This is a genomic window from Azotobacter chroococcum (assembly GCF_004339665.1).
GTDB lineage: Bacteria > Pseudomonadota > Gammaproteobacteria > Pseudomonadales > Pseudomonadaceae > Azotobacter > Azotobacter chroococcum.
This window is the reverse complement of record NZ_SMMU01000071.1, coordinates 1-7,679: the sequence shown is the minus strand read 5'-3', so window position 1 is coordinate 7,679 and position 7,679 is coordinate 1. Positions and strand designations below refer to the sequence as shown.

General features: G+C 67.0%; 5 protein-coding genes and 1 pseudogene. All 6 read left to right on the top strand.

The features are described 5' to 3' along the window. A partial coding sequence (locus EV691_RS22745; RefSeq protein WP_131837570.1) for a 3-hydroxyacyl-CoA dehydrogenase NAD-binding domain-containing protein occupies positions 1–1,668 on the top strand: 1,668 nt, incomplete at its 5' end. 248 nt (positions 1,669–1,916) lie between these two features. Continuing rightward, complete coding sequence (locus tag EV691_RS22740) at positions 1,917–2,666, top strand: electron transfer flavoprotein subunit beta/FixA family protein (protein ID WP_131301659.1); 750 nt, start codon at positions 1,917–1,919, stop codon at positions 2,664–2,666. Then, a complete protein-coding gene (locus tag EV691_RS22735; protein WP_131301662.1) occupies positions 2,666–3,595 on the top strand; it encodes an electron transfer flavoprotein subunit alpha/FixB family protein in 930 nt (309 codons plus the stop codon). The genes EV691_RS22740 and EV691_RS22735 overlap by 1 nt, the downstream gene beginning before the upstream one ends. A 132-nt stretch (positions 3,596–3,727) precedes the next feature. After that, positions 3,728–5,377 carry an electron transfer flavoprotein-ubiquinone oxidoreductase gene (locus EV691_RS22730; RefSeq protein WP_131301665.1) on the top strand — a complete coding sequence of 550 codons (1,650 nt, stop codon included), beginning with the start codon at positions 3,728–3,730 and terminating at the stop codon, positions 5,375–5,377. A gap of 307 nt (positions 5,378–5,684) precedes the next feature. Then, on the top strand, positions 5,685–6,713 hold the full coding sequence (locus EV691_RS22725; RefSeq protein WP_242672648.1) for a substrate-binding domain-containing protein: 1,029 nt from the start codon (positions 5,685–5,687) through the stop codon (positions 6,711–6,713). Between the two features lie 40 nt (positions 6,714–6,753). Continuing rightward, positions 6,754–7,577 (top strand): annotated as a pseudogene (locus EV691_RS22720) (IS630 family transposase); the annotation flags it as partial. Between the last annotated feature and the right edge of the window lie 102 nt (positions 7,578–7,679).

Sequence of the window (7,679 nt, the reverse complement as noted above, 5' to 3'; positions counted from 1 at the left end):
CTGATCGGCGCCGAGGCGGCGCTCGACTGGATGCTTGCCGGCAAGCCGCAGGCCGCGGCCAGGGCGCTGGAGCTGGGCGCCGTCGACCGGGTGGTTGCCGCCGGGAAGCTGCGTGATTCCGCGCTGAACCTGCTGCGCCTGGCCGCCAGCGGCGAGGCGTCGTTCACCGCCATGCGCGTTCGCAAGCAGCAGTCTCACGGCGGGATGGATGTACTCAAGCGGTTGGCCATCCTGCAGCAGCACTACGGCAATACGCTCGATCTCCATTATCCGGCGCCGGCGGCGATTCTCGATGCCGTCGTCCGGCATATCACACTGCCGCTCGACGAAGCGCTGCAGATTGAGGCACGCACCTTCGCGTCCCTGGCCAAGTCCGATGTCGCCCGCGCCCTGGTCGGCCTGTTCCTCGGCGACCAGCTGGTCAGGAGGAAAGCCCGGGCCTGGAGCGGCAAGGCCGCGCCGGTGCGCCGCAGCGCCGTGCTCGGCGCCGGCATCATGGGCGGCGGGGTGGCCTTCCAGTCGGCGTCCTCGGGCGTTCCCATCGTCATGAAGGACATCCGTGGCGAGGCGCTCGAGCTGGGCCTGAAGACCGCCAGCCAGCTGCTCGACCGGCAGATCGACAAGGGCCGGCTGGATGCGGCCGGCAAGCAGCGGGTGCTGGAGAACATCCAGCCGGCGCTGGACTACCAGGGTTTCGCCGGGGTCGATCTGGTGGTCGAGGCGGTGGTCGAGAATCCCAGGATCAAGGCCGCCGTGCTGGCCGAGCTGGAGGACCAGGTGCCGGCGGACGCGGTGCTGACCTCCAACACCTCGACCATCTCCATTGACCTGCTGGCGCAGGGCCTCAAGCGGCCGGAGTCCTTCTGCGGCATGCACTTCTTCAACCCGGTGCAGCTGATGCAACTGGTGGAAGTGATCCGCGGCAGCCGCAGCAGCGAGGCGACCATCGCCCGCACCGTGGCCTACGCCAGCGCCATGGGCAAGACCCCCATCGTGGTCGGCGACTGCCCGGGCTTTCTGGTCAACCGCGTGCTCTTTCCCTATTTCAACGGCTTCAACCGCCTGCTCAGGGACGGCGTCGACTTCGAGCGGATCGACCGGGTCATGGAGGCCTTCGGCTGGCCGATGGGACCGGCCTACCTGGCCGACGTGATCGGCATCGACACCATGGTTCACGCCGACCGGGTGCTGCAGGAAGGTTTTCCCGAGCGCATGGGTCACGACGGCGAGCCGATCATGGACGCGCTCTTGGCCAGCGGCGCGCTCGGCCAGAAGAACGGCAAGGGCTTCTACGAGTACACCAAGGATGCTTCCGGCCGGCGCAGCCGGCAGCCCGCGGCGGCCGCCCGCGCGCTGATCGCCGAGCGGGTGCTGGAGCGGGTCGAGGTCGCCGACGAGGACATCGTCGACCGGCTGATGATCCCGCTGTGCCTGGAGGCGGTGCGCTGCCTGGAGGACGGCATCGTCGAGACGGCCGAGGAGATCGACATGGGGCTGCTGCTCGGCATCGGCTTCCCGCGCTTTCGCGGCGGCGCCCTGCGCTACCTCGACACCCAGGGCCTGGCGGTCTTCGCCCGCAAGGCCGAGGCCCATGCCCGCCATGGTGGACTCTACCGCCTGACCCAGGATTTCCGCGCCCGTTTGCAGGCCGGCCGGGGCTACTTCTGAGCCTGTGTGCCGAAGGCGGCGTTCACCTGACAAGAGAGAAACAACCATGAGTGACCATGCCCATCCCTGCCGCGACACGGAATTCGTGCTGGGCGAGCAGGTCGAGTCGGCAGCGGCAACATCATGGCCTGAGCGACGAGCGGTTCTGATTCCGCGCCACGGGAACGGCGTCCCGCCGGGACGCCGCTGACAAGCACCACAACAAGAGCGGGCGGCCCACGGAGGCCGCCCCAGCGGGGATTTGCGCAATGAAAATACTGGTAACCGTCAAACGGGTGATCGACTACAACGTCAAGGTGCGGGTGAAGCCCGACCAGAGCGACGTCGATCTGGCCAACGTCAAGATGGCCATGAACCCCTTCTGCGAGATCGCCGTGGAAGCGGCCGTGCGCCTCAAGGAAGCCGGCATCGCGACCGAGATCGTCGCCGTCTCGGTAGGCCCCTCCGCCTGCCAGGAGCAGATCCGCACCGCCCTGGCCCTCGGCGCCGACCGCGGCATCCAGATCGACACCGCCGAGCCGCCCGAATCCCTGGTGGTGGCCAAGCTGCTCGCCGCCGTGGTCGCGGCGGAGCAGCCCGAGCTGGTGATTCTCGGCAAGCAGTCCATCGATGCCGACAACAACCAGACGGGGCAGATGCTCGCCGCGCTGCTGGACTGGCCGCAGGCCACCTTCGCCTCGGCGCTCGCCCTGCAGGAGGGCCGCCTCGAGGTCACCCGCGAGATCGACGGCGGCCTGCAGACCCTGTCGCTGGCCCTGCCGGCCATCGTCACCACCGACCTGCGCCTGAACGAGCCGCGCTACGCATCCTTGCCGAACATCATGAAGGCCAAGAAGAAGCTGCTGGAGGTCAGGACCCCCGCCGAACTCGGCGTGGCGCTGAAGGCCCATACCCGCCTGCTCAAGGTCGAGGCGCCGGCCGAGCGCCAGGGCGGCATCAAGGTCGGCAGCGTGAGCGAGCTGGTGGAAAAACTGAAGAGCGAAGCGAAGGTGATCTGATGGCCATTCTTGTCATTGCCGAACACGACAACCGCACCCTCAAGGGCGCCACCCTGAACACCCTGGGCGCCGCGGCGCTGCTGGGCGGCGAGGTGCATCTGCTGGTCGCCGGCCGTTCCTGCGGGGCCGTCGCCGCCCAGGCCGCCGCCATCCCCGGGGTGAGCAAGGTGCTGCTCGCCGATGCCGCCGTCTACGAGCACCAGCTGGCGGAAAACCTCGCCCGGCTGGTCGCCGGGTTCGGGAAAGCCTATTCGCACCTGCTCGCGCCGGCCGGCTCGGCCGGCAAGAACCTGATGCCGCGGGTCGCCGCGCTGCTCGACGTGGCTCAGCTCTCCGACATCGTCGGCGTCGTCTCGCCGAACACCTTCCGCCGGCCGATCTATGCCGGCAACGCCATCGCCACCGTGCAGTCGCTGGACCCGGTGGTGGTCGCCACGGTGCGCGCCAGCGCCTTCGACCCGCTGCCGGCCGAGGGCGGCAGCGCCGTCGTCGAGAGCCTCGATGCCACGCACGATGCCGGCACCTCGCGCTTCGTCGGCGAGGAGCTGGCCAAGTCCGACCGTCCGGAGCTGGGCAGCGCGCGCATCGTGGTGTCGGGCGGCCGCGGGCTGGGCAGCGGCGAGAACTTCGCCCTGCTGGAGACGCTCGCCGACAAGCTGGGCGCGGCGGTCGGCGCCTCGCGGGCGGCGGTGGACGCCGGCTTCGTCGCCAACGACATGCAGGTCGGGCAGACCGGCAAGATCGTCGCGCCGGAGCTGTACATCGCCGTGGGCATCTCCGGCGCCATCCAGCATCTGGCGGGGATGAAGGATTCCACGGTGATCGTGGCGATCAACAAGGACCCCGAGGCGCCGATCTTCCAGGTCGCCGACTACGGCCTGGTGGCGGATCTGTTCGAGGCGGTGCCCGAGTTGGAAAAGGCCCTCTGAATCCGCTCGGGGGAAGTGTAGGGGGATGCAACCCGCCGACTCCGGTGCGACTCCGCGCCATGTCCGGCGGGTTTCACCCGCCCTGCCACGACAACAACAAGCCTTTTGGCCTTTGATGGGGAGGAACGCGTCATGCGCGAAGCCATGGAATTCGACGTGGTCATCGTCGGCGCCGGCCCGGCGGGCCTGTCCGCCGCCTGCCGGCTGATGCAGCTGGCCGCCGAACAGAACCGGCCGCTGGAAGTCTGCGTGGTGGAGAAGGGCTCCGAAGTCGGGGCGCACATCCTCTCCGGCGCGGTGTTCGAGTCGCGCGCCCTCGACGAGCTGTTTCCCGACTGGCAGGAGCGTGGCGCCCCGCTGCACACGCCGGTGACCACCGACGAGGTCTACCTGCTGAGGAACGCCGAGCAGGCGGTGAAGCTGCCCGATGCGCTGCTGCCGAAAAGCCTGCACAACGCCGGCAACCACATCGTCAGCCTCGGCAACCTGGTGCGCTGGCTGGGCGAGCAGGCCGAGGCGCTGGGCGTGCAGGTGTTCCCGGGCTTCGCCGCCGCGGAACTGCTCTACGACGAGAGCGGCCGGGTCAGGGGCGTGGCCACCGGCGACATGGGCGTGGCCGCCGACGGCAGCCACAAGGACGGCTTCATGCCGGGCATGGAGCTGCATGCCCGCTACACCCTGTTCGCCGAGGGCTGCCGGGGCCATCTGGGCAAGCAGCTCGCCGAGCGCTTCGAGCTGGCCCGTAACGCCGACCCGCAGCACTACGGCCTCGGCATCAAGGAGCTGTGGGACATCGACCCGGCCCGCCACCGGCCCGGGCTGGTGATCCACGGCGCCGGCTGGCCGCTGGACAAGGACACCGGCGGCGGCTTCTTCCTCTATCACGCGGAGAACCACCAGGTCGTGGTCGGCCTGATCGTCGACCTGAACTACGCCAACCCCTGGCTCAGCCCCTTCGACGAGTTCCAGCGGCTCAAGCACCACCCGGTGCTGAAGCAGTACCTGGAAGGCGGCAAGCGGGTGTCCTACGGCGCCCGGGCCATCGCCAAGGGCGGCTTCAACGCCTTGCCGGAGATGGCCTTCCCCGGCGGCCTGCTGCTCGGCTGCGACGCCGGCACCCTGAACGTGGCCAAGATCAAGGGCAGCCACACGGCGATGAAGTCGGGGCTGCTGGCGGCGGAGACGGTATTCGCCGCACTGACCGAGGAACTGGCCGACAGCGCCTGGGCGCCGCGCTGGAAGGCGGCCTTCGAGGCCTCCTGGCTGCACGAGGAGCTGTACCGCTCGCGCAACTTCGGCCCGGCGCTGCACCGGCTCGGGCCGCTGGCCGGCGGCGCCTTCAACTTCGTCGAGCAGAATGTCTTCGCCGGCCGGCTGCCGATCACCCTGCACGATCGTCAGACGGACCATGCCCGGCTGCGCCCGGCAGCGGAGTTTTCGCCCATCGCCTATCGGAAACCGGATGGCGTGCTGAGCTTCGACAAGCCCGCCTCGGTGTTCCTCTCCAACACCAACCACGAAGAGAACCAGCCCTGCCATCTGGTCCTCAAGGACGGCGCGCTGCCGCTGCGCGAGAACCTGCCGCGCTACGCCGAGCCGGCGCAGCGCTACTGCCCGGCCGGGGTGTACGAGGTGCTGGGGGCGGAGCAGGGCGAGCCGCGTCTGCAGATCAATGCGCAGAACTGCCTGCACTGCAAGACCTGCGACATCAAGGACCCGTCGCAGAACATCGTCTGGGTGGCGCCCGAGGGAGGCGGCGGACCCAATTACCCGAACATGTAGGGCGCGTCGGCGCCCTATGTAGCCATTTCCGTAAGACCTTGATACCTCTCGAGTCTGGCTCGGTGAGGCCAAGACCATCCTTTCCAATAATTACAATGTTCCGAGGTCTGGCGCAGGGCAAGCCTGTCTCCGAGAGGCTTTCGTCGACAGCCGCATTTACTTGTCCCAATCGTCAACACATATCCCTGCGGAGCTTTGAGAAGGAGGGCTTCCTGCCAATTGCAGGCTGTCCATGACCTTCGGCTACTGGCTGCGCGTAACGGATACCTAAGGTCTATTATTCCTACGTGCATTCTGCGATTCGCAAGTGTTCGATGTGAAAAGATCGTCGCTGTGCCGTTTTCTTTCCGTGGTCAGCCTGTTTCTCGGGCTGCTGCCCGCTCCTCTTGCCCGTGCCGAGCCCTTGCAGTTCGCGCTGGTCGCCAAGCGGGTCGACCATCGCTACTTCATTCTGATTGGTGAGGGCTGCGCCGAGGCGGCCCGGGCCCAAGGCGATACCTGTCTGTTGCTGGGCACTTCAGGACCGGCGCATTTCCGTCTGCAGAACAGTGTCCTAGAGCAGGCCCTCGCCAAGAACCTGGACGGTATCGCTCTGTCAGTGACCCATTCGAAGTGGCTGGCCGATCACGCGCTGAAGCGGCTGGGCCAGACGCCGCTGATCACTTTCGATTCGGACTTGGAACCCGCCGAGCGGCATTTGCGCCGCGGCTACGTCGGGTTCGACCGCCTGGCTTTCGCCCAGCGGCTGGGCATGCTCGCCCAGCACTTTAGGCCGCAGGGCGGAAGGTTGTGTATCCTGAGTGCCGGCGGCCCACACGACATCAGCTACCAGGAGTTTATCAAGGGCATCCGCCAGCAGCTCAGCGATGTCCCAAGCCATGGGGGGGCAGATCGGCTGAGCGGGGAGAATGGCTGGAGCGAGTCGGACCGCTGCCCAGTCTTTGGCGCCGACACTCAACAGAGTGCGCTGTTCCAGCTCACCACTCTGCTGAGTTCCGGCAGCGAGGTCGATACCATCATCAGCCTCAGCCCCTGGCTGGTTTATCGAGCCGACATCTATCGCCGGCAACTCGGCCCGTTGCTCGCCGAACTCGATAAAAAGGATGCACACCCGGTCATCATCATCATCACCCCCGAGCCCGACGCGGCACGGCGCGCGCTGCTCGACGAGGGCCTGGTGCAGGCCTATCTGAGCACGGAAAGCCGCGAGATCGGTCGCCAGATTTACTGGACGCTCAAGCGCTTGGCACAGGACAAGCCCGTCTCCGAGAAGGTTCTTATCAAAAGTCGTGCCTATTTGCCCCAGTCGTCGCCGGACATCCCGGCCAAGCGTTGAGGTGACATGTTTTGATGGCTTCCCACGCTCCTGCGTGGGAAGCCATCGTCGGGCGCTTTCGTGTCCCGGGTTGCGTACCCATGCGGAAATGCCGCCCGAGGGGCATGCGCGCTGGACATTGCGCCTGCTGGCCGAGCGTGCGGTGGAGCTGGAATATGTGGACTCGCTGTTGTCGGAGACGGTGCGTCGGGTGCTGAAAAAAACGAATTCAAGCCGTGGCGGAAGGTTGGCTGGGTGATCCCGCCGAAGGCCAGCGGGGAATTCGTGGCGGCCATGGAGCAGGTGCTGGATGTCTGCAGCCGCCCCCATGACCCAGCCCATCCCGTGGTCTGCATGGACGAGACGCCGCGGCAGTCGATCAGCCAGGTACGCTTGCCCCTCGAGGCCGAACCCGGGCGGCCGGCCCGGGAGGACTACGAGTATGCGAGGCGGGGCAGCTGCAATGTGTTCATGGCCTGCGAGCCGCTGGCCGGGCGGCGCATGGTCCGGGTGACCGAACGCAGGACCCGCGCGGACTGGGCGCATTTCGTCCGGGCCATTGCCGAGGCTTACTCCGACGCCGAGCGCATCACCCTGGTCATGGACAACCTCAACACCCACAGCGCCGGTTCCCTGTACGAGGCATTCCGTCCCGAAGAGGCACGGGCCCTGCGAGAACGCTTCGAGTTTGTCTACACGCCCAGGCATGGCAGTTGGCCGAACATGGCCGAGATCGAACTCCAGGTGCTGATTGGCCAGTGTCTGAAACGGCATATCGACCGCATCGAAACCGTGCGTGCCGAAGTGGCTGCCTGGCAGCGCCATCGCAGCAACCTCGGCACCCGGATCAAGCTGCGCCGGCTTTATCCGTCTATTGAGAGTTGACGAGGCACTAGTGTCTCAACACACTTCAATCTGCGGATATAGGCTGCGTAGCTTGACCCTCGCATCCTGGGTGGTGAACTGCCAGTTGATCTTGGCATCGAG